Origin of the sequence: Streptococcus sp. 27098_8_91 (genome assembly GCF_041432385.1) — a bacterium.
Taxonomy (GTDB): Bacteria; Bacillota; Bacilli; order Lactobacillales; family Streptococcaceae; genus Streptococcus.
The window spans coordinates 153578-178579 of record NZ_JAPVZN010000003.1; the positions used below are offsets into that span (position 1 = coordinate 153578).

Genomic DNA, 25002 nt, shown 5'->3' on the forward strand with positions numbered 1-25002 from the left:
TAAAAAGCGGGACTTAAGTCTCGCTCTTTGCATTAGATATAAAAACTATTTTGCTTGTGGGTCTATTACAAAATATTAGTCACCAAGCCCGAGGCGCTCAAAGATATCATCCACTCGTTTGGTGTAGTAAAGAGGGTTGAAGATTTCATCAATTTCCTCTTGTGTCAAACGTGAAGTCACCTCTGGATCTGCTTCGAGAAGAGGTTTAAAGTCTACTTGATTGTCCCAAGAGTAAGCTGTTTTTGGTTGTACCAAGTCATAGGCTTGCTCACGGGTCATGCCTTTCTCAATCAAGGTCAACATAGCACGCTGGCTAAAGATCAGACCGAAAGTTGAGTTCATGTTGCGGATCATGTTTTCTGGGAAGACCGTCAAGTTCTTGACGATATTTCCAAAGCGGTTGAGCATGTAGTCAATCAAAATGGTCGTATCTGGTGTAATGATGCGCTCAGCTGATGAGTGAGAGATATCACGCTCATGCCAGAGAGCGACATTCTCATAGGCTGTAATCATATGACCACGGATAACACGCGCAAGACCTGTCATGTTTTCAGAACCGATAGGGTTGCGTTTGTGAGGCATAGCAGATGAACCTTTTTGACCTTTGGCAAAGAACTCTTCTACTTCGCGTTGCTCAGACTTTTGCAAGCCACGAATCTCCGTCGCCATACGCTCGATGGAAGTCGCGATGCTGGCAAGAACTGCAAAGTACTCAGCGTGAAGGTCACGAGGAAGCACCTGTGTAGAAATTTCCTGAGCACGGATACCCAATTTTTCGCAGACGTATTTTTCAACAAATGGTGGAATGTTGGCAAAGTTCCCAACCGCACCAGAAATCTTACCAGCTTCTACACCAGCAGCCGCATGCTCGAAACGCTCGATATTGCGCTTCATTTCGCTGTACCAAGTTGCTAATTTAAGACCAAAAGTTGTCGGCTCAGCGTGCACACCGTGGGTACGACCCATCATAATGGTGAACTTGTGCTCCTTAGCCTTGTCAGCGATGATGTTGGTGAAGTTTTCAAGGTCACGACGGATGATGTCGTTGGCCTGCTTGTAGAGGTAACCGTAGGCCGTATCCACCACGTCAGTAGAAGTCAAGCCATAGTGAACCCACTTACGCTCTTCACCAAGCGTCTCAGAAACCGCACGCGTGAAAGCCACCACATCGTGACGAGTCTCTTGCTCGATTTCCAAAATACGGTCGATGTCAAAGTCCGCTTTTTCGCGAATCAAAGTCACATCTTCCTTAGGGATTTCCCCCAACTCAGCCCATGCCTCGTCAGCCAAGATTTCCACCTCAAGCCAAGCACGGTATTTATTTTCTTCACTCCAAATGTTCGCCATTTCTGGGCGAGAGTAACGTTCGATCATTGTTTTATTTTCCTTTCTTTTTCTACTTCAAATTTCTTACCAAGAATAATAAAGAATCAATTAAAAGACTAGTTTAAATCTCTTTTTCTAATCTATTAATTACTTCCTCAGCACGAAAAATCACCTTGAAACTATTATAATAATCTACTGCATCGTCTCTATAATGTACAAAATGATTCCTAAGCCCTATAAAATCTCTTAGAAAATTTAATTCTTCATCCGTAATAATTTTTTTATCCTTGAGTTCCATCAAGGCTATTTGTATTGATTTCTCTGGCGCATTTGGAATGCACTCTTTCAAAATATATTCTAATCTTCTATATTGAGAAATAATAAGACTATCAAGGGAAACATTACTTTTCTCCAAATTATATCTTCTTCTTAGTTTTAAATTTTTAGAAAGAAGTGTAAACAAATATATATATACTCCTAAAAATATTAACACTATTGATATTATAACAAAGATACTATCTCTAGAATATAAATAATCCGATTTGTAAACAAAAGAAAATAACAGTAGCATTAAGCCACTAAAAGCATATAATAGACCTAATAGTTGAAATCTACTGTAACGATTCTCCAGTTTATTACGTAAAGGAACCTTTATTTTTTCATCTATAATTACTAAGTTATTTACCGTAATATCACCTACATCTCTAGAATCTTCCATAAGTTTTTTCAATAATAATTTTTTATATTCCTCTGCCGCGTCATCTAAGTAATCAAATATTTTATTATTCATAAGCATTATCTCTCCTTTAACACAGTGTAATAAAACTGTGCAAATAAAATGAGTAAAGTGACAGCTATTATAAGAATAAACATTGGTAAATTAATTTTATTAGCATCACTATCCCACATCCATCCTACTACGACCGATAATATTGATGTAAACACTTGAAGTATTCCTATAATTATTTTATCTCGTTTGGATTGTCTAAAATTCTCTTTAAGATTAGAATTCGCCTCTAAAACATGACTTCCAACTACTTCTTTAACGCTCGAAGATGTTCTACTCCTATGAGTTTTTTCTACCTTATCAGTTTCTTCAATTAGTATTTCTGAATACTCTTCAATCGCTTCCTTAATATTATTCTTCGCATCCTCAGAGTAACCGGATAAAGAAGAATCTATAATTTCTATTTCCATAACTATAAAACCTTTAACAAATCACCTATTCTACATAGAGTTCTAAATTTTTTTGTACTATCATATAGAATCGAAGTTTTTCTCGGAGAAAATTTATAAACATTTTCTAAATATAATGATGTAACTTCCCCAGCTAAACCAACAAGAAGGGAGATTGTCGCCAATAAATACTCTTCGCTTATAATAATTTTTTCATTTATATTATAATTTGAATTTTTACATTCTTTTAAAAATTTTGTATCCACTCGTGAATTATTGTGGATTATGGCATTTCTTCTAGCAATTATATTCGAAAAATATGTAATTTCTTCTCTATAATTATCATTAAAATAATTTTTTAATTCCAACTTACATGGATCCTTTAAAAAAATATTTTTAGGATTACCATAAAAAATTGATCGAACTTTTTCTTCAATAATTTTTTCGATAATATCCTCAGAACGATCGTACTCATAGATTAAGTTCATTAACTTTGAGGAGTCCAAAGGTGACTCGCCTAATTTCCTAGGGAAATTATTAAAATTAATTTCAGCTAAATAGTTAATATAACTCTCAAACATTGTGATGGCTTCAATAAAGTGAAGCTTTGTATTTTTAAAATCTATAAAATGAGATTTCTTGCCAGAATAAAATGCCGCCTTAGAATAAATTAACTCACCAGAATATATACTCGGATAAGGAATATCCTCAAGATTATACCCCCTCATTGCTTTGTTTAACATTACATACTCTTGAAGATTATCTTTCATCTTAGCTTCGAATTGTTTAAATTTAGTTACTATGTTTTGTGGAATAAACTGACTAAACTCATTCATTCTAATTATCACTCACTTTCAATAATTGATTTATTCTTATATTACTTATTTCAATATTTATAACAGACATATTCGTCCTCAGATAAGAAAGATATAATCAAAACTTAATTCACTATTCAAACTCCTCTTTCCCAATCCATACAGACGGATAGTGCGATAAAATGTCGAGATAGACATCCAACGACAAATCATAAATCGCTAAGCTAAATGGTTTTCAGAGTATTGAGTAATCAGCTCTTCAAACTCCGTTTTTACATTTTCATAAATGTAATTATAGTAACATTCTTAAAAAAAAGGGATTTGGAACATTTTGATTGGGGATATCTTTATTTAATTCATTTATTTGAACTAATTCTGCGTAATTTCTATTTTCCATTATTTTATCTTTATAGTTTTCACCACCATAAAATACACAATCGCGAATCTCCTTATACAAATCTACTCCAGTATATTTACTTAGCTGTCTATACTTTTCTTTTGCAATATATTCTCCGAGCTTTATCTTATAATTTATTATTAATGTTCCTAAAGTATAAGATGAAATACACATATTTCCGATGGTTGTAAACACCTCTTTTTCAGCATCCAATTTTACATCTACAACAATCTCTCTATATTGACTAATAATATCAGCTAATTGTTTATTGCTAAAGTATTCATTTATTTCCTTAGGTAATCCAATTTGTTCTATCATTTCTGGAGTTACAACAATTTGGATACACTTTTTTATTGCATCCACCATATATGGATTTAAAAAATTATTAATGATTATTGGAATAGTAACCGATAAGATAACTCCCACAAAAAATGTGCTTTTCGAAACTTTTCTTAGGTAGGGGAGAGGTAAAACAATTGTTAGAGCAAGGTAACAAATAAGCACTAAAAAAAAGTAAAATAAAATTACACTAAACTTTTGAATATCCTCAAAGGAATTAAGTATTAATATTGAAACTGTTATTGGAATTAAGTAATATTGGAAGCTAACCCAGTAGTACCTATATCTCAACAAATATATCATCAAATCTACAAAAAATAAAATGTAGCTTATTATCCTTATAACGAATATAACAACTTCATTTGAAAAAAAAATAAGAATTAATGCAAACACACTCATTATTAGCATGATAATAAAAGACGAAAATTCGAATAAACGTTTATCTATAATTCTTCTTTTTTCAATATCTGTTTTCATAGATTCATCTAAAATGTAAAAATAATTTTTATCCCTTACTTCTTTAATTAAATTCTTTATATTGTTAAACGGGTTGTCTCCTTTAATATAATAATATCTAGAAATGAAGAAAAGTAATATGCAGGATATTAATAATAAAGTTTTGTTATTTGAACATACTGCTAATAAAAATACTCCAATACTACATAAACTTAAAAATTTTTTAAAATTTAAGAACACTTTTTCAAACTCACCTCTTAAAAATCTATCTCTTTCCCAAACTCATCCACACTATCTGGCGTATCACTAAACAAAGTCACATGTCCCATCTTGCGGTTGTGCTTCGCTTCTATTTTACCATACATGTGGAGGTGGGCGCTTGGATTTTCTGTGACATATTTTTCAGCAGCCTCGACGTGTTGGCCGAGAACATTGAGCATAACAGCAGGAGCATGAAGGTGAATTGCTGGGAGTAGTGCTCCGAGAACGCCCAAGATATGAGTATCAAACTGGGAGAAGTCACAAGCTTCAATCGAGTAATGGCCTGAATTGTGTGGACGTGGCGCTATTTCGTTGACAATGATGTCATCAGCTGTCGCAAACATTTCCACGCAGAGGGTTCCAGAAAGGTTTAGTTGTTCTGCTATTCGTACTGCCATGACCTTGGCTTTTTCAGCTAGACTTTCTGAAATGCGAGCAGGCACAATGGTTTTTGAAAGAATGTTGTTGCGGTGGATATTTTCCTGAACTGGGAAGACTGTCACGTCCTTGCCATTTCCAGACACGATGACAGAAATCTCCAGGTCAAAGTTGACAAATTCTTCCAAGACGCAGTCTGCTGAATCTGCTAGTGCAGAAGCTTCTTCCAAGTCTGCTTCTGAGCGAATAACTTTTTGTCCATGCCCATCGTAGCCACCGGTCGCCGTCTTGAGGACATAGTTTTTCGATAGGTCGATATCTGCCAAGTCTTGACTTGAGGTCACAACCTTGTAAGGTGCAACGGTGACTTTGGCCTTGTTTGAAAGAAAGTCCTTTTCAAAAATGCGATTTTGGGAAATGCGGAGCAGGTCGGTTCCTTGAGGAAGCTGACCTTCTTTGATAACCGCATCCAAACCGTCAGCATCGACATTTTCGAATTCATAAGTGAGAACATCACAGCGCTCTGCCAACTGACGAAGGGCATCCACATCATTATAAGGCGCCACGATAATTTCTGCAACGCGAGAGGCTGGGCAATCTGCCGCAGGATCCAGCGCGATGACCTTGTGCCCCATGTAGATAGCAGAAATGGCCATCATCTGACCCAGCTGACCGCCACCGATAATTCCGATTGTTTTAGATGAGCTCATTACTAGACTCCTCTGCGATTTTTCCTTGTTCTTCTGCAAAATCTGCTAACGCTATTGCAATAGCCTGATCCTCTACTGAAAGGAGACGAAGGGCAAAGAGAGCAGCGTTTGTCGCCCCTGCTTCACCAATCGCCATAGTTGCGACTGGTACTCCACCTGGCATCTGAACGATTGAATAGAGTGAATCCACACCGCTAAGAGCACGAGACTTGACGGGTACCCCGATGACTGGAAGTGTAGTTTTAGCAGCGACCATGCCTGGCAAGTGAGCAGCACCACCCGCACCTGCTATGATAACCTTGATGCCACGGCTACGGGCTTCCTCCGCATGTTTGAACATAAGGTCAGGTGTGCGGTGGGCAGAGACAACTTTCTTTTCGTAGGCTACACCGAAGCGGTCTAGGACTTCTGCGGTTTTTTGCATGGTTGCCCAGTCGGATTTTGAGCCCATGATGATGGAAATAATTGGTTTAGTCATAATTTTTCCTTTTTTTCTTTTTTGATAATGGTCTTAGGTGGTGGGGACGGAAGCAAACCTTCGGTTTCATTCCTAAACTTTGAGCCTAAGGTCTCAAAGTTTCTCCGACCAGAACAGATACTGTTCTGGTCTTTTCACCACGGCGACCATTATCGGGTTTGGCGACTTCGTCGCATATTCTTATATCTTTACTTAATTGCCTTACTTCCAATATCTGTTCGGTAAAAGAGGCCTTCTGTGTTTTGTTTGTTGAGTTCCTTGTAGATAATGTTTTGGCCGTCTTTGACGGTATCAGCCGTGGTAACCAGCATGTAAACACGGCCTCCGTTTGAAAGAAGGTCTTGCCCATTTTCAGCAAATTTAGCTCCGGCATAGTAAGTGATGATGTCGCCTTCTGTCTTGGTAGGAAGCTTGGCACCTTTCTCATAAGCGAGTGGGTAGCCGTTTGATGCTACAACCACACCTAGTGTCACACCCTTGTCCGTCCAAGTGATGGCCGGCTCTTGGCCATCCAAAATATCCGTGATATTTTGCGCAAAATCAGATGTCAAACGAGGCAAGATGATTTGCGTTTCAGGATCTCCAAAACGAGCGTTGAACTCGATGACTTTGGGCCCATCAGCTGTCAAGATAAGACCGGCATAAAGTACACCAAGATAAGGACGACCTTCTTTAATCATGCCTTCGAGGACTGGCTTGACAATGGTGTCAACCGCTGTGTCAACCACGCTCTGTGACAAGTGAGGAACTGGCGCATAGGCACCCATCCCACCAGTGTTAGGCCCCTTGTCGCCATCATAGGCACGTTTGTGGTCCTGAGCTGTTGGCATGATATAGAACTTGTCACCATTGACAAAGGCAAAGAGTGAGAACTCCTCCCCGTCAAGGAATTCCTCGATAACCACACGCGCACCTGAGTCTCCGAATTTATTGTCCAAAAGCATCTCGTGAGCGGCTTCTACTGCTTGCTCGACTGTCTCAGCAACGACGACACCTTTCCCAAGCGCCAACCCATCTGCTTTGACTACGATTGGAGCGCCTTTCTCTTCGATATAGGCCTTGGCTTCCTCGAAATCTGAGAAGGTTCCATAGGCTGCTGTCGGAACGCCGTACTTGACCATGATTTCCTTAGCAAAATCCTTAGACCACTCCAACTCCGCTGCCAATCTAGTCGGACCAAAAGCCTTGAGACCAGCTTTATTAAAATCATCCACGATACCAGCCGCAAGGGCATCATCTGGCCCGATAAAGGTCCAAGCGATATCATTGACTTTTGCAAACTCAATCAATTTAGAATGTTCGGAAATAGAGATACCCACCAATTCCAGACCATCCAGAGTCATCCCGTCATTTCCAGGAGCTACAAAGACTTTTTCAACGTCTTTTGACTCAAGTAACTTCTTAGCAATGGCATGTTCACGACCACCCGAGCCGACAACTAACAGTTTCATCTCTTAACCTCTTTTGCGAATTATTTACTAACATTATATCATAAACGTTCGTTTTAATCTTGTTTCGTTTCGCTTTTAAAGTAAAAAAAGGAAAGAAACTGTTTTCTTCCCTTTTATTTTCTTAATGTCTAAAATGTCTCACGCCTGTAAAGACCATGGTCAAGCCGTATTTATCAGCAGCTTCGATAGACTCTTGGTCACGGACTGACCCCCCTGGCTGGATGATGGCCTTGATGCCGGTTTTAAAGATTACTTTCACTTTATCAACAAAAACAAAATCTACAAAAGCTCTCCTATGTAATCCTGAAACATATCAATTATATCTGCTTTAAATTTTCCCTTTTGTACATTCATAAATTTTCGATTCCTATAAACTTCTCTATCTAATGAAAAAAGTAAGCGAAAAATACCTTCTTCATCTTCAAACTCTTTTAAATGTTTTAATGATCCATTTCTAAGCTTTCTAGTGTGCTGTATGAAATCAAATACAGCATCTAGATTACTAGTTAAAGCATTATATCGAATCTCAATAGCTAAATCTGATAATGTTTTTTTAACATACTTATCTTTAGTGTATAATGTTGTTGTTAAAATAATATTATCCTTTTCAATATCTCTAGAATGTGATAAGTAATTATCAATTGTCTGCTCAAAAGAGGCATTGACAGAAAAATTAAATTTAAAATATTCATCAAGCCCATAATAACGAGGGTTATAGTGAAAGTATTTTGACCCTTTAAACTGTTGATTACAATCTTTACAAGATGGAACTAAATTGAATTTTGATACACAAAATAGAGAAAAGATTGATTGAGGGTAAAAATGCTCTATATCTGCCGTCGTAAATTTTCTATGGTTAACAATAGAGTTTGAATTACAATACGGACAAACCTCGCAGCTGTATAACCCCCATAATCTTACTCTATATAATTTTCTAAACTGCTTATAATTTAAAAATTTTTCGAGTTTTTCATTCAATTCTATAAATTTACTAAAAACCTTATTATTTTCTTTTTTAAAATTAGAAAAATTAGCAGTCCTATAGTAGAGATAATTACAATCAATTAATTCTTCCATTTTGGGATAGTGAGTTGTACATTGCAGAATATTAGAAACCCACTCTATTCTATATTTCTTTTCATCCGAAGCTTTCATTTTTTTTAGCTCCAAATAAAATCTACCTACTAAATAATACTCAAACAATAAACTGTCTGATTTGTTTTTTATATTAAACCATTCATCAGTTATCAATAATTTAAAATTATTCATATTGCCACATAATTTCAAAATTTCTGGAATTATTCTATACGTATTTCCTCCCGTAGATAATTTTTCTAATAAACTCTTGTAGTAATTTTCGAAACATGCATTAATTTCTTTTATTTGTGGTTCCTGAGGTAATTCTAATTTAATCACTATCTTCTATACTTCTTTCAATTAGTATCTTCAAAACTGGATCATCAATATATTGATAAATCTCTTTATCACGTTTTAATAATTTTTTTCTAGCAAATTCTCCGATTGAGTAGTCCAAGAAGAAAGTATCTGACAGTATATCAATAATATTTGCGGCAAAAGTTTTTTCTGCTCTTTTGATTTCTACCATCTTCTCTTTCACTTCCAGAGAAAAAACGTTTTCTTTGGGAACATCTGAAATCATATATGGCGAATGCGTCGCTATAATAAATTGGACATTCACATCTGAATAGTTATTAACAAGAGTGATACAATCATCAATAAACCTTCTACACCACTCTGGATGAAGGTTCAAATCAGGTTCATCTAATACTAGCACACAATCTCTTCCATCTTTATTCGCTTTCCTTATTTCCATGAATATTGAAGAAAACGTGTTAAAATAGACAATCTCTCCGTCGCTTAGATTTTCAAATTGAACTGAGAATAAATCCGAAAATTCTACCATAAGTAATTCAATAAATTTAAAATTTATATCTTTGTTCTTCAAAGAAGAACTAGATACCTCAATTTTATAAGAGCCCCCTTGGAAATATCCATACTCCCCCGAATTCTTAAAGTTAGAAATAAGAGTATTTAAATCTTCACGCTCAATAAACGGAGTATCTCTATCACTTTTTCCTTCAAAATATTTTATCCTCTCACTCCAACCTCTTAAATCATTTACTATGTTTTTTAAAATATCTATTTTATAAATTAAAAATTTCTCTGAATAATTTTTATCCAACAAATATAATAAATTTGTCGGATTGATTTCAATAAATTCTGAATGACTTATTTTATCTTTAATAATAGAATAGATTTTATTTCTGGATTCCCCTTTTTTTTCGAGAAATTCTATAAGATACAATAAATATTTTTCTAAAAACTGAACTATAAAAAAATATTCCTTATGTTCTCTAAAAAAGTTGTTTTGAACTGTTCGACTATTAAAACTTACTGCATCCTCTCCTTCTCCCAATCTTAGTTTCCTTTTCAAACTTTCTGCTAACTCATTTTCAATATTCGTAATTCTGTTATTACCATAAATCTTATCTAATATTGCTGGACTATTGGTAGAATAAAACTGTTTTTGATTAACCCTTAAGAATATTTGTTTCTCTGTGACATTGCTATTTTTAGCTTCTACTATAAATCGAAATACATTCTCAGCAGATGATACACGTTTTACATTCCTTACTATAGGACTCTTATTTGAATTAAAATATCTATGTAAATCTCTGCTAAACCAACTTACAATCGGGCTAGATCTTACTAAGGATATTTGCAATTCAATATCTACTTTATTATCATATGGCACAAACTTATTGTTCCCAATAATCATAAATAAACCTTCATTCGATTTCAGATTATTTATTTGATTAATTAAACTTGAACTTCCCTCAATAAAAAAAATATTATCTTTAATATGAAAAATATTAACGTAACTATTTCCTCCTCTTCGTAAATTGATATTTTTATTCGAAAAAGAAATTAAATCCAATAAACTACTTTTACCTATACCATTTTTTCCAACAATTAATGACAAGTTAGATATTTTTTCACCAAAAAACCTTTTGTTTTTATTCTCTGTATAAAACAAAGTTCTTTCTTTCATGCTAAACTTATGTTCCTCCGAAAAAAATATCTCACTGTTTTTAATACCAATATCCATTTTTTCTATATATGTATACACTAACTCAGCCATCATAACACCTTTAATATCTCTTATTCTTTTGTCTATATTATAGCAAAATTCCATCATAACTGATGGAATTAATTATATATTAATGTCTAAAATGTCTCACTCCTGTGAAGACCATGGTCAAGCCGTATTTATCAGCAGCTTCGATGGATTCTTGGTCACGGACAGAGCCTCCAGGCTGGATGATAGCTTTGATACCTGCTTTGGCGATTTCTTCCACGTTATCCGCAAATGGGAAGAAGGCATCTGAAGCAAGAACAGCGCCGTCAAGACGGTCTTTAGCTTGGTCAATAGCAATACGAACTGAAGCCACGCGATTGGTTTGCCCAGGGCCAACACCAAGTGTCATGTGATCATTGGTCACGATGATACCATTTGATTTGACATACTTGATAGCCTTCCAAGCAAACTCAAGAGCTGTCGCTTCTGTCTCAGTTGGTTGGCGTTTAGTCACCACTTGCCAGTCAGCTGGGCTTTCTTTGACCACGTCTTGGTTTTGAACGAGGAGACCACCAACAACACCAGTGTATTCTGCTTCTACTTCGCTAGCGTCTTGAGCATCAAATGGCAAGGCAAGGATCCGCAAGTTTTTCTTTTTGTTGGTCAAAATAGCTAGCGCTTCATCCGTATAGCTTGGTGCGATGATGATTTCAAGGAAAACGCCGTGCATCTTCTCAGCTGTCGCAGCATCTACTTCACGGTTGAGAACGACAATACCACCAAAGATAGACACTGGATCAGACTCATAAGCGTAATCCCAAGCAGTTTCGATATCGTCAGCTTGACCAATCCCACATGGGTTCATATGTTTGAGAGCCACAACAGTTGGACGATCTTTGAAGTCACGGATGATACGGATAGCGGCATCAGCATCACGGATATTGTTGAAGGACAATTCTTTACCGTTAAGCTGCTTCGCTGAAGCAATTGAGTAAGCAGTTGGCAAACCCTTTTGGTAGAAGTCTGCATCTTGTTGAGGATTTTCACCGTAACGCATTGGTTGCTTAAGGTCATAAGTCAATGTGAGTTTTTCAGGTTTTTCTTCACCCACTTGAGCAGTGAAGTATTCTGCAATCAAGGCATCATAGGCTGCTGTGTGACGGAATACTTTTGCTGCCAAACGTTGGCGAGTTTCGTAAGATGTTTCGCCGTTTGCTGCCAATTCGTCCAAAACAACCGCATAGTCAGCAGGATCTACCACAACTGTGACGCTAGCGTGGTTCTTTGCTGCAGAACGAAGCATGGATGGACCACCGATATCGATGTTTTCAACTGCGTCAGCGTAAGTCACGTCTGGTTTAAGAATCGTTTCCTTAAATGGATAAAGGTTGACCACAACAAGGTCGATCAACTCAATCTTATTGTCCTTAGCAGCCTCTAGGTGGCTATCCAAGTCACGACGAGCGAGGAGACCTCCGTGGATATTTGGGTGGAGAGTCTTGACACGACCATCCATCATTTCTGGGAAACCAGTCACATCATCGATAGCAATGGTGTCCACCCCAGCATTGTCAAGGGCAACTTTGGTACCACCTGTTGAGATAATATCCCAACCGAGTTTTTTGAGTTCTTGGACAAATTCTACAATGCCCGCTTTATCTGAGACACTAATTAGTGCACGTTTAGTCATTCTATTCCTCTTTCTTTAGATCCAACCGCATAGCGACTTCGTTATTTTCTTCTATAAATCCTGTTTCCTGAAAACCCAAACTAGTCAGCAGGTACTTCATTTTTTCATTTCCAACTACATAATCTGCGATAATATGATTGCAAGCTCTATCCATCTGAGCCTTTTTGATCAAAACTTCCAAGGCTTTTCGTCCATAACCTATTCCTTGGTACTGCTGGCCAATCATTATCCTCCAGATAAAGTATTCCGCTTCATCCTTATCTATTTCCAACAGGAGAAAACCAACTACAAGCTTATTCCAATAGATTGCCATTGGAAACACATCCCCATTCTCTCGGTAGAGCCATGCGTCAGCTAAAGAGCGTACATTTGGAGCCACGAAACGTGCTCGTTCATCAGCTTCAGATATTTTCAAATCCAGCACTGCCTGAAAACTGTTCTCATCTACTAATTTTATCTCAATCATTTTTTCTCCTAGCAATATTGCAAAATCAAAACTTGATTTACTTCTTATCTACTCCCCACTCCCAAACTATCCAAGACTTCTGGATAAAGTTTGTACTCTGTTTCGTGGATTCGAGTCTCGAAAGTATCAAGGGTATCCCCTTCAAGACGTGGCACACGGACTTGTTTGATGACCTTACCGGTATCGACACCAGAGTCCACCCAATGAATAGTCACGCCAGACTGGTCAACGCCTGCATTCCAAGCATCCTCAATACCATGAGCTCCTGGAAATTCAGGGAGATAAGCTGGATGAATATTGATGATACGGCCTTCATAAGCTGCTAGTAAGGTGGGGCCGACGATTTTCATATAGCCTGCCAGACAAACCAAGTCAATCTGGTGTTCATCCAAGAGTTCGACGATGGCACCTTCATAGTCTGCCTTGTTCTCAAACTCTTTGAGTTCGAAGGCATAAGATAAAACACCAAGCTTTTCGGCACGTTCTAAGACATAGGCATCCCGGTGATCTGAAAAGACAAATTCTACTGGAAATTGTTCTGCAATCACCTGAAAGTTTGAGCCGTTGCCAGAGGCAAAAACAGCAATCTTTTTAGCCATTATTTAATCACCACACTTGCATCTGTCTTCTTGACAATCCGACCGATTTCATAGACAGGTTCGTCGAGAAGTTCTTTGACACGTTCCACATTTTCTGGTTTTACTGCAAGCATGAGACCAATCCCCATGTTGAAGATTTCAAACATTTCTTCGTGTTTGATTTGGCCATATTTTTCAAGAGCTTTGAAAATTGGAAGAACTGGAACCTTGCTTTCATCAATTTCAGCAGCCAAGTCATCCGCGAACATACGTGGTACATTTTCAATGAAACCACCACCTGTGATGTGGGCAATACCGTTAACCAATTCTTCTTTGATGAGTGGCAAAGCTGCTTTGACATAGATACGAGTTGGTTCCAAAAGGACGTCCTTAAGTTTTCTACCTTCCAACTCTGGGAGAACTTCTTCCCCTGTGTAATCAGCAAAGACACGACGAACAAGTGAGTAACCATTTGAATGTATTCCGCTTGAGGCAAGTCCAAGAATCACATCTCCGTCAGCTACTTTTGAACCGTCGATGATTTGAGATTTTTCTGCAACACCAACAGCAAAACCAGCCAAGTCATAGTCATCTTCACCGTACATACCAGGCATTTCAGCCGTTTCACCACCGATAAGGGCTGCACCAGCTTGCACACAACCTTCAGCCACACCAGCAACAACTTGTTCTAGTTTAGCTGGTTCATTTTTACCAGTTGCGATATAGTCCAAGAAGTAAAGAGGCTCTGCACCTGCAGCGATGATATCGTTGACACACATGGCCACACAGTCCTGACCAATGGTATCATGCTTGTCGTACTTGATAGCCAGCATAAGTTTGGTTCCGACACCGTCCGTCCCTGAGATCAAAACAGGTTCTTTGACACCTGTCTTTGAAAGATCAAACATGCCACCGAAACCACCCAGAGCTCCCATAACACCTGCGCGTTCTGTACGAGCCACGTGTTTTTTGATCCGTTCAACAACTTCATAACCCGCTTCAACGTCCACACCCGATTGCGCATAAGCATTTTTATTTGTCATTTTATTCATTCCTTTTCTTTTTTGAGAAAGACTACGACGTATTTTTAGATAAACGATTATTTTATCTAAAAATACTAGTCAGGTCTCTAGCTTTGGTCCCATAGGAGAAAGCGTCTACTGACAAATGCTTTAGCTTTTAGTCAGTAGTGAGACGTGGAGCGTATGCATTCTTATTTGTCATTTGTTTATTCCTTTTCCTTTCCTCCAATGGGGAATTTTATTTGTAAAAACTCGTTTTTTCTTCTAAACTTCTACGATATTCTTCTTCATAATCATAGAGAGGAGTTGGATATTTCCCATCAAAGTAAGCCACACAGAGACCGCCATTTGGCGCATCTGTTTCAATCCCAATAGAGTCAATCAAGCCATCAATCGAAAGATAAGTCAGGCTATCCGCACCAATGATTTGGCAAGTTTCCTCAACGGTATGATTGGCCGCAATCAACTCCTGACGTGTCTGGATATCAATCCCGTAGAAACAAGGATAGGCAAGAGCAGGGCTACCGATGGCAACGTGAACTTCTGATGCCCCCGCTTCTTTCAAGAGTTGGACAATACGACGAGATGTTGTTCCTCGCACGATAGAGTCATCAATCATGACCACACGTTTGCCTTTAACGACACCAGAAACGGCAGACAATTTCATCCGAACCCCTTGCTCGCGCAATTCTTGAGTCGGTTGGATAAATGTCCGTTGTGTATATTGGTTCTTGATAAGACCCATTTCATTTGGCAGACCTGATTCTTCGGCAAAGCCCATCGCTGCACTGAGTGAGGAGTTTGGCACACCGACCACAATGTCAGCTTCATGCTTGAACTCACGTGCTAATTGAGCTCCCATTCGCTTACGAGCCGTATGGACATTGACACCATGGATATTGGAGTCAGGACGGGCAAAGTAGATATACTCCATGGAACAGATAGCCAGTTGAGTATCATTTGTATAGCTGTCATACTGGATGCCATTGTCATCAATAATGACAATCTCGCCTGGTTTTACGTCGCGAATCCACTCAGCACCGATTACTTCAAAGGCACAGGTTTCAGATGAAACCACTACTGCTCCATTAGCCATTTTCCCGATTGACAGAGGTCGGAAGCCATTTGGGTCAAGCGCTGCAATTAACTTATCTTCAAACATCAAGAGATAAGCAAAACCACCTTTAACAAGACTGAGTGCTTCCTTGATTTTACCCATCAGGTTTGGATTGTGGCTACGGCGAATAAGGTGAGCCAAGATTTCTGAGTCAGAGGTTGAGCTGAAAATCGCTCCTCTTTGTTCCAATTCTTGCTTGAGCGATTCTGCATTGGTCAGATTCCCATTATGAGCCAAACCAAACTGCATATCGTGAAAGCGGAAGAGGAAAGGTTGGATATTGTCTACAGAAGCTTCTCCCGCAGTCGCATAACGCACGTGCCCAATCGCTCCAGTTCCTGTCAATTTATCCAAATTCGCAGGATTTTTGAAGACTTCTGATAAAAGCCCCATATCACGATGACGCTTCAATTTCCCTTGGTCATTGGAGAGGATTCCTGCCCCCTCCTGACCACGGTGCTGAAGACTATGGAGTCCAAAATAGGTCAATTTGGCAGCGTCTGGGTGACCCCAGATACCAAAAACACCACATTCTTCATTAAGAGATTTTACTTCGTATTTCATTTTATATACCTAATTTTTATTTGTGTATCATTCCTTCAGTAGAGCGGAATGATACGGTAGAAGCTCGCTTCACTCGCAAAACAAAACATTTGCAATCATCATGAGCTAGACCTACATGACTTTTACATTATTGATACTATCTATTAGAAAATCTGCAAATCTTATTTTCCAGTAAAGTATTTAACCGCTGATGCAAAGAGGTGTTGGTCTTTATTTCCTGGAATATTTTGGAAGAGACCGTCTTCGAAACGTTCTGAGTGACCCATCTTACCAATAATTTGACCGTTCTTACTGGTGATACCTTCAATCGCATTCACAGATCCGTTAGGATTGTATTTTGAATCCATGCTTGGTTGGCCTTCGAAGTCAACATATTGGCTAAAGATTTGACCATTGTCACGAAGCTCTGCAAATTCCTCAGCTGTCATGACAAATTTACCTTCACCGTGTGATACTGGGATGGCATGGATGTCACCAACCTCAACTCCGGCAAGCCATGGTGAGTTGGTGTTGGCAATACGTGTCTCAACCATCTTAGCCACGTGTTGGTTGGCATCATTGTAGAAGAGGGTTGGACTCGTACTGCTTGCATCTTCAAAGTTACCGTATGGAAGAAGACCTGATTTGACAAGAGCTTGGAATCCGTTACAGATACCGATAATCAAACCACCACCTTCGATGAAGCTATCGATAGCTGCACGCACTTTTTCATTGAGCAAGATGTTCACGATAAATTTAGCTGATCCATCTGGTTCATCCGCAGCTGAGAAGCCACCTGCAAAGAAGATAATGTTAGCTTTTTCGATATTGTCAACCATGGTGTCAACAGACTTGACAATAGCCTCTTCATTAAGTGTTACAAATGGTACCAAGTTGACTTTTGCACCTTCTTTTTCAAAGGCCTTAGCTGAATCGTACTCAGAGTTAGTACCTGGGAACACTGGGATGTAAACCACTGGTGTCTCAACTGTTTCTTTAGCTTTGATCACAGCATCTGATGCCACCGCAGGTACTTCTTCCAACTCAGTTGCTTGTGCAAATTCCGTTGGGTAGACCTCTTCCAATTTACCTTGGAAGGCACTGTCAAGCTTGTGTCCATCAAGCGTTACATCATTGACAGAAAGTGTAAAGTCAGCTACTGTTTGTCCAATCTTGGCAACACCTGCAATGTCTTCAGGCGATGTGAAGACGAATCCACCCAATTGAGCTGTCAAGCTAGTGTCAAGGTCTGCTAATTCGACGTTTGCACCAATATGGTTACCAAATGTTGCAAGGGCAAGAGCTTCAACCACACCACCATATTTGACAGCTAATGCAGATGTGACTTTATGGTCAGCTTGAATTGCTTCAAATTGAGCAAAGTTAGACTTGATAAGATCAAAATCAATTTCTTGTGCCAAAGCTTGACCTGGAATATAGTAAATATTTTCACCAACAGCCTTAAATTCTGGAGAAAGAACCTTACGGCTATCTGCAGTTGTTACCCCAAAAGCAACCAAGGTTGGTGGTACGGTCAATTCTTCAAAGGTACCAGACATAGAGTCTTTACCACCGATAGATGGCAAACCAAGTTGAATCTGAGCTTCAATGGATCCAAGGAGAGCAGCTACTGGTTGACCAAAACGCTCTGCTTGTTTATCCATACGCTCGAAGTATTCTTGATAAGAGAAACGAGCCTTAGACCAGTTGGCACCAGCAGCAACCAAACGAGCGCTTGCTTCGATAACCGCATAAGCAGCACCATGGTATGGAGACCATTCTGCTACATAAGGATTGAATCCTTGCGCCATAACAGAAGCAGTTGTAGTCACGCCATGTTGAACTGGCAATTTCTGTACAGAAGCTTCAGTTGGTGTGATTTGGTAGCGACCACCAAGTGGGTGGTTAACTGTTGAACGACCAACTGAGCTATCAAAGATGGTTTGTAAACCTTTTTGACTTGCATGGTTAAGGTCAGCCAAGACTTCAAGAGTATCAGCTTCAAGGGTTTCAGCAGATGTTTGACGTTCTTCTGGAAGCTTGACATCCTTGTCAACCACCTTAGCATCTACAACCACACGTACACCGTTTGTATCAAGGAAACGACGCTCCAAGTCCACGATTGTTTCACCATTCCAGTGCATGACAAGATTTGGTTTTTCAGTTACTGTCGCCACCACAACAGCATCAATATTTTCTTTGTTACATTCAGCCACGAAGGCATCTACATCTTCGGGACGAACCACGACAGCCATACGTTCCTGAGATTCAGAGATAGCAATTTCTGTACCATTCAAACCTTGGTATTTCAATGGCACTTTGTCTAGGTCAATTTCAAGACCATCAGCCAATTCACCGATAGCCACACAGACACCACCAGCACCAAAGTCATTTGATTTCTTGATCAGACGTGTCACATCCCCATTACGGAAAAGACGTTGAATCTTACGTTCTTCGATGGCATTCCCTTTTTGAACCTCAGCACCAGCTGTTTCAACAGATTCAACCGTTTGAACTTTAGAAGAACCTGTCGCACCACCGACACCGTCACGTCCAGTCTTACCACCGAGCAAGATAATCACGTCACCAGCTTCAGGTTTTTCACGGATCACATTTTCCTTAGGAGCCGCACCGACAACGGCACCTAGCTCCATACGCTTAGCAACGAAACCTGGGTGGAAGTATTCACGAACATAAGTTGTTGCAAGACCAATTTGGTTCCCATATGAAGAATAACCATGAGCCGCTGTTTTAGAAATAACCTGTTGTGGCAATTTACCAGCACGAGTTTCTGAAATCGGCGCTGTAATATCACCAGCACCTGAGATACGCATGGCTTGATAAACGTATGAACGTCCTGACAATGGGTCACGAATGGCACCACCGATACAAGTAGCCGCCCCACCAAATGGTTCAATTTCAGTTGGGTGGTTATGAGTTTCGTTTTTGAACATGAGAAGCCATGGTTCTTTCACACCATTAACATCCACTTCAATTTCAACTGAGCAGGCATTGATTTCATCAGACACTTCCATGTCATCCAAACGACCATTGGCACGCTCATAGCGACCAAAAATAGTGGCCATATCCATCAAGGTTTGAGGTTTCTCGGTACGTCCCAACTCATCACGCATGGCAATATACTTGTCATAAGTCGCTTGCAATTGTTTTTCAAATTTAGAAGCTGAGAAGTCGATGTTTTTCAACTCAGTCTCGAAAGTTGTATGACGGCAGTGGTCTGACCAGTAAGTATCCAAAACCTTTAACTCAGTCTCAGTTGGTACACGTCCAATTGACTTGAAGTAATCTTGAATGAAAAGAAGGTCATCTACTTCCATGGCCAAGCCTTGCTCAGCCTTATACTTGGCAAAATCTTCTGCCGTATAGCTTTCAAAGAAATCCAAGTTTGGAATGGTCTTGTCAGACTCAGAGAAATCCTGTTTCGCAATGCCAACAGTGATATCTTTGAAACGAGAATCCACTGGGTTCAAAAGGTAGTTTTTGACAGCTTCCAACTCATTTGCATCAATATCCTTGTTAACCAAGTAAAGTTGCGCTGTGTTCACTGTTACATCATTTGAACTACCAAGCAAAAGCAAAGCTTCTTGTGAAGATGCCGCACGTTGGTCAAATTGACCAGGCAAACTTTCGATGGTAAAGAAAGCATACTTCTCAAGATCAGCTTTAACCACAGCCTCGTCCAAAACAGTATCAGTCACTTGCTCAGAGAAGATGTGTTTTTCCGCACGCGCAAACAAGTCCTCTGCCAAACCAAAAACATCGTAAACCTGAACAATCCGAAGATCCTTCAAAGTTTTCAACTGAAGATTATGCTGTAATTCTTTTACTAAAGAGTCCGATTTCACACGAAAATCAGCTTTTTTCTCAACGAAAATACGTTTATCCATTTTAGTTCCTTTATTTCTATTCCAACAGGCTATTGAAGACGAAGGTTTCCCGCTTCAACCAACTTATTTCAAGTCTTGCAACTTCTCTAACACAACCTGATATACATCCGTTAAACTGCCTAAATCTCTACGGAGTGAAAAGGTCTAGTAGACCTTTTCAGCCTGAGTCCTTTTACTTGAAAGACGAAGGTTTTTCGTTTCAAACAACTTATTTCAAGCCCTGCAATTTCTCCAACACAACCTTATATACATCCGTTAAACTGCCTAAATCTCTACGGAAAACATCCTTGTCCATATGGTGCCCTTCAGCATCCCAGAGGCGGCAGTTATCTGGTGAGAATTCATCTGCCAAGATAATCTTGCCATCCTTATCAAAACCAAATTCCAGTTTAAAATCGATCAAGCGAAGACCAATTTGTGCAAACCAATCTTTCAGCAATTCATTGATACGACGCGTTTCTTCCTTGATATAAGCAATTTGCTCATCGTTGGCAATATTCAAGAACTTGACATGCTCATCATTGATGAATGGGTCATCCAAATCATCGTTCTTGTAGTAAAATTCAACGATTGGAGTTTCCAGATTCAAACCTTCTTCCACACCAAAACGTTTTGAAAAAGAACCCGCAGTCACGTTACGAAGGACAACCTCCAAAGGAATGATGGTAACTTTCTTGTTAAGTTGTTCGGTATCAGAAATACGTTCGATAAAGTGAGTAGCTACACCAGCAGCATTCAATTTTTCAAAAATAAGAGACGAAATCTGATTATTCAGCATACCTTTACCCTCAATAGTCTCTTTGCGAGCTCCATTCAGCATGGTGGCCTGGTCCTTGTAGACCGACTTAATCACATTTTCGTCTTCTGTAGTATAGATATCTTTAGCTTTTCCCGTATAAATAAGTTTACTGGACATTTTTTGTTCGCCTTTCGTATTACTTTACATCATTCTAACACAACAGATACTAAAAATCAAATATTTCACGAACTATATTTGATATCATATCTGAAAAAGTACAGAAAAATCGCAAACGAATTTTCATTTGCGATTTTCTAAGATTGATTTGAATTAGAATGCGAACCTTATTCTCGTTTCAAAAAGCGGTCAAGATAGTAGCGTAAAAAACTCTTCCTACCTGTAATCATAGTCAAACGACCTTCAAGTCCATAACGAAGTTTTTCTGCTTGTTCAGCATTCAAATCCGTCTCTGCCTCTAATTTAAAGAAATTACCCTTTTCTGTCTGAGTCGCACTGGTATCGATATTGGTAATCTTGGATGTCAACACTAGCTGCTTATTGGCATCCGTTACCGTTGTAAATCGTACCTCATTTCCATGCTTGAGACCAGCAACTTCCTTAGAACTGATATAAGCTGTTAGTTTTGCCTTCCTCTCTTTAGCCAACTGCGGAAAAAGATGAGCGAGGATCGTTCCTTCTGGAATGATGGTAGATCGACTATGCTCAGGATTCAAATGTAGAACACCATCTTCTGTTGCTGTAATTTTCCCCTTCTCTAAAAGATTCCCTTGAATCTTTTTACCCGACTCCGCTTCAAGAATTTTCTGATCCAAGAGCGTTAATTCCTGACCTACCTTGGCTAGTTGATGAGATTTTAATGACTCCAACTGACTTCCTAATCCAGATGCATAAGCTTGCTGGGCTCCTGAACCTGCATACTGTACTCGATAACCTGCAAGAGTTGACTCCAACTGAGTGATTTGAGCATCTATTTGAGATAGGGCCTGCTGTTTGGATTCCGATCCCTGCTCTTTTGTTGACTGATAAGACTGATAAATAGCATAAGCTGGATGATCACTCTCTAAGTGTCCATCACCCTGAATGGCAGACTTGGCTTGCTGATATTCTTTAATTTTGGACTGGGTTTCGCCAATGATATTGCCTAATTCTGCCTGACTACCACTGGCTGCTGCATTTTGAGATGATATACTAGCATTTTGTTGCTCAACCTGACTCCGCAGACTAGCAGCTTGATTTAGATAATCTAAAAAACTATGCTGATAGCCAAATTTGTCTGCTTCTGGAAATTGATCACTTCCTGCTTGAAGGCTTGCTTTTAAATACTCCATTTGAACCTTCTGATCCTTGAGCATTTCCAACTGACTAGCATAATTCTCAGCCTGCACTGCTTCTGCTCCCTCTTGGTATTGAACGAGAAGTTCTCCCTTCTTGACCAACTTATTTTCTTCCAAATGATTGGCAATAATGCGATTGTTGCTAGTTGACTGGATATTGGCAAGGATGCGACTAGGTTCGACAGTAGCCCCAGCTGTCAAGCTTATCTCCTTTTGTGCAAAGATTGAAAAGACTAGCAGAAACAAAAACAAGATAAAACTCGGAAAAATCACATAACTAGAAAAATTATGATAACGACGATTATAAAACTCCGCACTTTCTAAAAATTCTGATTGCATCTTTTCTCCTCTCTAACTATTCACCAAATGGGCATAAAAGCCACCCTGTGCAAGCAAATCGGCATGATTTCCTTCTTCGACAATCTTGCCCTGATCCAAGACAACAACCTTCTCTGTCCGCTCAGCAATGGTCAAGCGGTGAGCAATGAAAATCAAGGTTTTATCTAAAGCCATGAGATTATCCACGATTCGCTTCTCTGTCAAAATATCCAGACTGCTAGTCGCCTCATCCAATATCAAGACAGGCGCATCGGTCAAGAGAGCACGCGCCAAAGCGATCCTCTGACGTTGCCCACCTGAAATGCCCGCTCCATCCGAAGTCAATTCTGTCTGGTAATTCAGTGGCATGCGCTCAATATCCTCCCGAATCTCTGCCAACTCCACTGCTCTCAAGATATCCTCCTGGGTCGTCCCCTCCTTAGCTCCGAGGAGAAGATTCTCCAAGATCGTTCCATTAAAAACGTAGGGTTGCTGAGGCAGATAGTTGATATACTGGCGCAGAGCCTTTTTATCAATCTGATTGAGATTGATGCCACCCAGGCTAATCTCCCCCTGACTTGGATCGTAAAAATTAACCATCATCTTAGCCAAGGTCGTCTTACCTGATCCTGAAATTCCCACAAAAGCCACTTTAGAGCCTTGTGGAATAGTCAGATTGATGTCCGACAAGACATCTCGACCATAGCCATATTTGTAGTGAACCTGCTTGAAAGTCAGATCTCCTTCTAGAAAGCTCAAATCTGAGACTGTTTTCTTTTCCTCAAACTCAGATGCAACCAGATAAACTTCATTCAGACGGTTATTGGCTACCTGCGCTGTCTGAAGTTTGGTTTGCAGATTGATGATATTCTCCAAAGGATTTGTAAAATAAACAAGCAAGGTATTATAGGTGATCAACTGGCCCAAACTCATCTTATTGTCCATAACTAGGAGAGCCCCCATCCAGAGAATGCCAACATTGAGCAAGAGCTGGGCAATCTTTTTCAGAGCCTTTTGCTGACTTTCTGCCCGACTGTAGGTAAAAGATTTTTTTAGATAATCCACAAATTCCTTGTCAATCTTTTGGTAACGTTGACTTTCACTGGTCAAAGACTTGATGGTCTCAATGCCATTGATGTCCTCAATGATAGAAGAAGACAGAACCGCATTGGCTTCCATGGTATCCCGATTCATCTTTTCAAAGGGCTTCATAAAAGCAAAGATAATCACTGTGTAGATAGGAAGAGCTAGTAAACTCATGAAAAAGAGATTGCTATTCTGCGAAAATAGAACTACTGAAATAATCAAGACAATAGATACATCCAAAAAGATTGACAGAATAGTCGAAGCCAGCGCATCAATGATACTATTTGCATCCGTGAAACGAGACACGATTTCCCCTGTCCGTCGTGTCGCAAAAAAGGACATGGGCAAATGAAAAACATGCTTGATATAAGACAAAATCACATCAATGGACAAGCGTTGCCCCAAAACAATCAAGAGATACTCCTGAGCATAAGATAAGATTTGCTGAAGAACATAAACGATGACTAGCCCTATTGAGATAATGCCCAAGGTTGAACGCATCTGATCTGGTACATAAGTGTCAATGATTGATTGAAGATAATAAGAACCCACAATGTTAATCAAGGTTACCAAGAGGGTCGCCAAAACGATATTAACAATCAAACCTCGCTGTTTCACTAATATAGGGATAAAGGAGAGAAGGCCATTTTTTTGTTCCTTATGAGGCTTATAAGTCGGAGATGGTGCCATAAAAATAGTGATCCCTGTCCACTCCTTAGCAAAGCGCTCACGAGAAATCTTGGTCAGCTTAACACTAGGATCTGGATCAGCAATATGAATATTGTTCTTGTCCTGCCCAGTCACCACATAATAATGGAGCATTTTCCCTTCCTTAAGCACATGAGCCACAAAAGGAAAAGTTACATCCGGCAAATCAAACAAGGTCATGTCCGCCTTTATTGCTCGCGTCTCAAAACCAATCTCCTCAGCAACCTTGACTAAGCCTAAAGCCGTAGTCCCATCCATGGTCGTCTTGGCCAACTCTCGCAAGTGAGCCAGAGAATAATAACTACCATAATAACCAAAGACCATGGCCAATGAAGCTACACCGCAGTCCATCTGATCCACCTGCGGACGATAATGACGTTTCCCAAATTTCATATCCTACTCCTTTTCCTAACAATCTCCAAAGAAAACTTTGTAAGATTATTTTATACAAACAAAGAAGCAAAAAGAAAATTATTTCTAAAAAAACAATAACTGCACCTGAACAGCACTTTTTCCTAAATAAAAATAGGTAGAACAAACGTCCTACCTAGAAAATATAATGATTAATATTTCTTACCTTTTCCA

19 protein-coding genes and 1 pseudogene are annotated in these 25002 nt (G+C 39.2%); all 20 read right to left on the reverse strand.

All coding sequences use genetic code 11. The features are described 5' to 3' along the window. Positions 1–75 precede the first annotated feature (75 nt). Positions 76–1374 carry an adenylosuccinate lyase gene (gene purB / locus O3611_RS04400; protein WP_371607941.1) on the reverse strand — a complete coding sequence of 433 codons (1299 nt, stop codon included), beginning with the start codon at positions 1372–1374 and terminating at the stop codon, positions 76–78. A 73-nt stretch (positions 1375–1447) separates the two neighbouring features. Next, complete coding sequence (locus tag O3611_RS04405; protein WP_371607942.1) at positions 1448–2116, reverse strand: hypothetical protein; 669 nt, start codon at positions 2114–2116, stop codon at positions 1448–1450. A 5-nt stretch (positions 2117–2121) separates the two neighbouring features. Next, complete coding sequence (locus O3611_RS04410; RefSeq protein ID WP_371607943.1) at positions 2122–2523, reverse strand: hypothetical protein; 402 nt, start codon at positions 2521–2523, stop codon at positions 2122–2124. A gap of 2 nt (positions 2524–2525) precedes the next feature. Continuing rightward, the gene (locus tag O3611_RS04415; protein WP_371607944.1) at positions 2526–3272 is read right to left on the reverse strand and encodes a hypothetical protein; all 747 of its coding nucleotides are present in this window, start codon (positions 3270–3272) and stop codon (positions 2526–2528) included. Between the two features lie 337 nt (positions 3273–3609). Further along, complete coding sequence (locus tag O3611_RS04420) at positions 3610–4749, reverse strand: hypothetical protein (protein ID WP_371607945.1); 1140 nt, start codon at positions 4747–4749, stop codon at positions 3610–3612. 17 nt (positions 4750–4766) lie between these two features. Continuing rightward, positions 4767–5858 (reverse strand): 5-(carboxyamino)imidazole ribonucleotide synthase, encoded by a 1092-nt coding sequence (purK, locus tag O3611_RS04425; protein WP_371607946.1) that lies wholly within the window; start codon positions 5856–5858, stop codon positions 4767–4769. Beyond that, positions 5845–6336 (reverse strand): 5-(carboxyamino)imidazole ribonucleotide mutase, encoded by a 492-nt coding sequence (gene purE / locus O3611_RS04430; protein ID WP_371607947.1) that lies wholly within the window; start codon positions 6334–6336, stop codon positions 5845–5847. The genes purK and purE overlap by 14 nt, the downstream gene beginning before the upstream one ends. A gap of 188 nt (positions 6337–6524) precedes the next feature. Then, entirely contained in the window at positions 6525–7787 is a 1263-nt protein-coding gene (gene purD / locus O3611_RS04435; RefSeq protein ID WP_371607948.1) for a phosphoribosylamine--glycine ligase, read from the reverse strand. A 121-nt stretch (positions 7788–7908) separates the two neighbouring features. Then, positions 7909–8064: pseudogene (locus O3611_RS04440) on the reverse strand (IMP cyclohydrolase); the annotation flags it as partial. 2 nt (positions 8065–8066) lie between these two features. Continuing rightward, a complete protein-coding gene (locus tag O3611_RS04445) occupies positions 8067–9203 on the reverse strand; it encodes a hypothetical protein (RefSeq protein ID WP_371607949.1) in 1137 nt (378 codons plus the stop codon). Then, positions 9196–10950 (reverse strand): AAA family ATPase, encoded by a 1755-nt coding sequence (locus O3611_RS04450; protein ID WP_371607950.1) that lies wholly within the window; start codon positions 10948–10950, stop codon positions 9196–9198. Before O3611_RS04450 ends, O3611_RS04445 begins: the two co-directional genes overlap by 8 nt. 79 nt (positions 10951–11029) lie before the next feature. Beyond that, positions 11030–12577, reverse strand: coding sequence for a bifunctional phosphoribosylaminoimidazolecarboxamide formyltransferase/IMP cyclohydrolase (gene purH, locus O3611_RS04455; RefSeq protein WP_371607951.1), 1548 nt, complete (start codon positions 12575–12577; stop codon positions 11030–11032). A gap of 1 nt (position 12578) precedes the next feature. Then, positions 12579–13043, reverse strand: a complete 465-nt coding sequence (locus tag O3611_RS04460) for a GNAT family N-acetyltransferase (RefSeq protein ID WP_371607952.1) — start codon at positions 13041–13043, stop codon at positions 12579–12581. A 44-nt stretch (positions 13044–13087) separates the two neighbouring features. Further along, positions 13088–13642, reverse strand: coding sequence for a phosphoribosylglycinamide formyltransferase (gene purN / locus O3611_RS04465; RefSeq protein ID WP_248034513.1), 555 nt, complete (start codon positions 13640–13642; stop codon positions 13088–13090). Next, entirely contained in the window at positions 13642–14664 is a 1023-nt protein-coding gene (gene purM / locus O3611_RS04470; RefSeq protein ID WP_371607953.1) for a phosphoribosylformylglycinamidine cyclo-ligase, read from the reverse strand. The genes purN and purM overlap by 1 nt, the downstream gene beginning before the upstream one ends. A 217-nt stretch (positions 14665–14881) precedes the next feature. Continuing rightward, a complete protein-coding gene (gene purF, locus O3611_RS04475; protein ID WP_371607954.1) occupies positions 14882–16324 on the reverse strand; it encodes an amidophosphoribosyltransferase in 1443 nt (480 codons plus the stop codon). A 161-nt stretch (positions 16325–16485) separates the two neighbouring features. Further along, complete coding sequence (locus tag O3611_RS04480; RefSeq protein ID WP_371607955.1) at positions 16486–20211, reverse strand: phosphoribosylformylglycinamidine synthase; 3726 nt, start codon at positions 20209–20211, stop codon at positions 16486–16488. A gap of 208 nt (positions 20212–20419) precedes the next feature. Further along, the gene (purC, locus tag O3611_RS04485) at positions 20420–21127 is read right to left on the reverse strand and encodes a phosphoribosylaminoimidazolesuccinocarboxamide synthase (RefSeq protein WP_371607956.1); all 708 of its coding nucleotides are present in this window, start codon (positions 21125–21127) and stop codon (positions 20420–20422) included. A 167-nt stretch (positions 21128–21294) separates the two neighbouring features. Then, on the reverse strand, positions 21295–22644 hold the full coding sequence (locus O3611_RS04490) for a bacteriocin secretion accessory protein (RefSeq protein ID WP_371607957.1): 1350 nt from the start codon (positions 22642–22644) through the stop codon (positions 21295–21297). A 12-nt stretch (positions 22645–22656) separates the two neighbouring features. Next, the gene (comA, locus tag O3611_RS04495; RefSeq protein WP_371607958.1) at positions 22657–24810 is read right to left on the reverse strand and encodes a peptide cleavage/export ABC transporter ComA; all 2154 of its coding nucleotides are present in this window, start codon (positions 24808–24810) and stop codon (positions 22657–22659) included. Positions 24811–25002 lie beyond the last annotated feature (192 nt).

Coding starts and splice junctions, on each gene's coding strand:
- O3611_RS04480 (WP_371607955.1), bottom strand. CDS start 20,211: ATGGATAAACGTATTTTCGTTGAGAAAAAAGCTGATTTTCGTGTGAAA.
- comA (WP_371607958.1), bottom strand. CDS start 24,810: ATGAAATTTGGGAAACGTCATTATCGTCCGCAGGTGGATCAGATGGAC.
- purN (WP_248034513.1), bottom strand. CDS start 13,642: ATGGCTAAAAAGATTGCTGTTTTTGCCTCTGGCAACGGCTCAAACTTT.
- purC (WP_371607956.1), bottom strand. CDS start 21,127: ATGTCCAGTAAACTTATTTATACGGGAAAAGCTAAAGATATCTATACT.
- O3611_RS04415 (WP_371607944.1), bottom strand. CDS start 3,272: ATGAAAGATAATCTTCAAGAGTATGTAATGTTAAACAAAGCAATGAGG.
- O3611_RS04450 (WP_371607950.1), bottom strand. CDS start 10,950: ATGGCTGAGTTAGTGTATACATATATAGAAAAAATGGATATTGGTATT.
- purE (WP_371607947.1), bottom strand. CDS start 6,336: ATGACTAAACCAATTATTTCCATCATCATGGGCTCAAAATCCGACTGG.
- purB (WP_371607941.1), bottom strand. CDS start 1,374: ATGATCGAACGTTACTCTCGCCCAGAAATGGCGAACATTTGGAGTGAA.
- O3611_RS04460 (WP_371607952.1), bottom strand. CDS start 13,043: ATGATTGAGATAAAATTAGTAGATGAGAACAGTTTTCAGGCAGTGCTG.
- purK (WP_371607946.1), bottom strand. CDS start 5,858: ATGAGCTCATCTAAAACAATCGGAATTATCGGTGGCGGTCAGCTGGGT.
- O3611_RS04410 (WP_371607943.1), bottom strand. CDS start 2,523: ATGGAAATAGAAATTATAGATTCTTCTTTATCCGGTTACTCTGAGGAT.
- purM (WP_371607953.1), bottom strand. CDS start 14,664: ATGACAAATAAAAATGCTTATGCGCAATCGGGTGTGGACGTTGAAGCG.
- O3611_RS04490 (WP_371607957.1), bottom strand. CDS start 22,644: ATGCAATCAGAATTTTTAGAAAGTGCGGAGTTTTATAATCGTCGTTAT.
- purF (WP_371607954.1), bottom strand. CDS start 16,324: ATGAAATACGAAGTAAAATCTCTTAATGAAGAATGTGGTGTTTTTGGT.
- O3611_RS04405 (WP_371607942.1), bottom strand. CDS start 2,116: ATGAATAATAAAATATTTGATTACTTAGATGACGCGGCAGAGGAATAT.
- purD (WP_371607948.1), bottom strand. CDS start 7,787: ATGAAACTGTTAGTTGTCGGCTCGGGTGGTCGTGAACATGCCATTGCT.
- purH (WP_371607951.1), bottom strand. CDS start 12,577: ATGACTAAACGTGCACTAATTAGTGTCTCAGATAAAGCGGGCATTGTA.